The 2,999-nt window shown below is 65.1% G+C and carries 2 protein-coding genes; both read left to right on the forward strand.

Annotation, left to right across the window (positions count from 1 at the left end):
* Positions 1 to 283: 283 nt before the first annotated feature.
* Positions 284 to 1,930 carry a glycosyltransferase family 39 protein gene (locus WCE35_RS21305; RefSeq protein WP_424595294.1) on the forward strand — a complete coding sequence of 549 codons (1,647 nt, stop codon included), beginning with the start codon at positions 284 to 286 and terminating at the stop codon, positions 1,928 to 1,930.
* A partial coding sequence (locus WCE35_RS21310; RefSeq protein WP_424595293.1) for a caspase family protein occupies positions 1,927 to 2,999 on the forward strand: 1,073 nt, incomplete at its 3' end. The genes WCE35_RS21305 and WCE35_RS21310, both read left to right, overlap by 4 nt.

A 2,999-nucleotide genomic window follows, 5' to 3' on the forward strand; every position in this document is an offset into this window, starting at 1 on the left:
GTCCCGGCGAACGCCGGGACCCATACTCCGCGGCCCCTCAATCGACGCCGCGGCCCAAGTCATTTTCCTTGCCAAGATCGGTGGCTATGGGTTCCCGCTTTCGCGGGAACGACGATTGAGGATGTACGATCCCTTTTGCTCCGCGACGCGTTGACACCTCGCGCTCAGTCGAACAAAAAGCCCCGTGACGATAACCCCGCCCGATAAATTCAGCGTGAAACCGCACCGTCCTGCCGCGCCGCAGTGGCTCGCCGTCGTCGCGCTGGTCGCCGCGCTGACGGCGATGCGCCTGATCTACGCCGGCGTGCTCGATCTGCGCACCGACGAGGCCTATTACTGGACCTGGTCGAAGGAGAGCGTGCTCTGCTTTCTCGATCATCCGCCGATGATCGCCTGGTTCATCCGCTTCGGCACCGCGATCTTCGGCGATACCCATCTCGGGGTGCGGTTTGCCGGCATCTTGGCGATGCTGGCGACGCAGCTCCTGCTCGCCGACATCGTCCGGCGCGTGACGCATGATGTTCGCGCGGTCGCGCTGGCGGTGCTGTTGCCGGAGGCGGCGCTCTATTACGGCCTCTTGATGGCCAAGGTCGCGCCCGACACCGCGATGATCCCGTTTGCGGTGGCGATGCTGTGGGCGCTGGTCCGGCTTGCCGAGAGCGGTGACGGGCGCTGGTGGCTTGCGGCCGGCCTGTTCGCGGGGCTCGCGCTGTTGTCGAAATTCACCGCCGTGATGCTGGCGCCGGCGGTCGTGGCATTCGCGCTGGTGCCGGACTGGCGCCGGCGCTGGCTGCGCAGTCCCTATCCGTGGCTGGCGGCGCTGATCGCGGTCATCGTGTTCGCGCCGGTCGTGATCTGGAACGATCAGCACGACTGGGCGTCGTTCCGCTTCCAGTTCGTGCGCGCGGTGGCGACCCACCCATGGTCGCTCCGCACGGTCGGGGAATTTTTTGGCCTCCAGTTCGGCCTGGTCGGATTCGTCCTGCTGCCGGTGGTGTTGTCGGGGGTGACGCTGACGGCGTGGCGCGGCTATCGAAACCGCGAGCCGGTCGCGATCCTGCTGTCGACCGCCGTGATCGTGCCCTTCCTCTATTTCTGCTGGAAGTCGCTGAGCTTGCGGGTCGGCGATACCTGGCCGATGTTCCTGTGGCCCGCCGGCTTTGCCGCCACCGCCATCAACATCGCGATGCTGCCGCGCGAGGGCTGGCCGACATGGATAATCCGATCGACGATCTCATGGGCGCGGATTGCCGTCGTCACGGGCATCGCCTTCGTCGTCGCCGTGTTCCTCTATTACGTCGCGGCACCCTGGAATTTGATCGGCCGGACCGATCCGGTCGGCGGCGAGGCGGGTTTTGACCAGGTCGCGGCCCGCGCGCAGGATCAATTGCAGAAGACCGGCGCGAGCTGGATCGCCACGTCGGACTACCGCACCTATGCGATGATGCGCTGGTATTTCAACGGCCGCGTGCCGGTGATCCAGATCAACGAGCGCGGCCGGTTTCAGGGGTTTCGCGATCCCGGCATCAATCTCGTCCGCGATCATGCCGGCCTCTATGTCGCGCGCGAGCCGGACCATACACTGCCCCTTTGGAACGCGACGGGTGCGGTGCGGCAGCCGCTCGCGCGGGTCGAGCGAAGCTGGCGCGGCGTGGTGATGGACACTTATGCACTGGAAAAACTCACCGGCTGGACCCCGGAGCTTTCGCCGCCAAAGGACTCGCCGCTGTTCCGCTGGCGCGTGCTGGCTGGTCATGTTTTCATGCCAAGGCTCGTTTTTTTCAGGCCAAGGCTTGTTTTCCCGTCATGGCGTGGCAGCGGCGAAATGACCGGCCGGCCGGCCGCCTTTTTTCCGACCCGTTCCATTCAGTCCTCGTTCAGTCAAAAATCTGGTAACGTCGATCGGTGGCATACCGTGGGTTTTTCATGAAGCATCAGTGCAATTTCATTATCGCCCTTGTTTCGGTGTTTCTTCTGCTCGCTCTGGCGCCGGCGGGCGCCCAGGCTCAGGAAAAGCGGATCGCATTGGTGGTCGGCAACGCGAATTACACGGCCGGAGCTCTCCCGACGCCGGCCAACGATGCCGGCCTGATCGCACAGACGCTTCAGGCGGCGGGATTCGACGTGATCGGGGTTCGCGACCTCGACCAGGATTCGCTGCGGCGCACCTTCCGGGATTTCATCGCCAAGGTGTCGGCGGCAGGCCCCGATACGGTGGCCTTCGTCTATCTCGGCGGCTACGGATTGCAGCTCGAAGGCGAAAACTACTTCGTGCCCACGGATGCCAACATTGCGCGCGATGCCAATGTCTCCTCCGAGGCGGTGCGCCTGTCGGACTACATCAAGCCGCTCGCGGCGCTCGGCATCAAGGCCAACATCTTCGTTGTCGATGGGGCGAGAGCCAACCCGTTCGCCAAATCCGGTCCGCCGCTCGCGAGCGGTCTGGCGCTGGTCGAGCCGGACCGGGGAACGCTGCTCGCCTTCAATGCTGCGCCCGGTACCGTCGTGCAGAACGAGGCCGGTCCCTATTCGCCCTATGCCCAGGCGCTGGCGGAGATGATGCGCGAGGGCGGCGTTCCGGTGAATGACCTGTTCAACCGGGTTCGTCTTCGGGTGAACGAGACCACCAAGGGCGCGCAAGTGCCGTGGAATGCGTCAAAGCTGCAGGCGCCGTTTTATTTCTTCGAGCGGGGGCCGGATGCGCCGCCGCCCGAGGTGTCCGCCGAACAGACCTCCTCGATGCGATCGAAACCGATCCGAGATTTTGACGCGCGGGATGCCTATCTCGCCGCGGTCGATCGCGACACGCTGCCGGACTATGAAAACTTCCTCGCCGCCTATCCGAACGATCCGATGGCGCGTCGCGTGCGGGCGATCGTCGCCGCGCGTCGCGAAGCCATCACCTGGCGCCGCAGCCGCAGCGTCGATACGCCGGCCGCCTACTGGTCGTATCTGCGCCGTTACCCCCGTGGCTTCCATGCTGATGATGCGCGGCGCCG

It is taken from the genome of Bradyrhizobium sp. (assembly GCF_049691595.1).
GTDB lineage: Bacteria > Pseudomonadota > Alphaproteobacteria > Rhizobiales > Xanthobacteraceae > Bradyrhizobium.

Bases quoted from the DNA above. Each gene is read 5' to 3' on its own strand.
- WCE35_RS21305 (WP_424595294.1), top strand. From the start codon at position 284: ATGCGCCTGATCTACGCCGGCGTGCTCGATCTGCGCACCGACGAGGCC.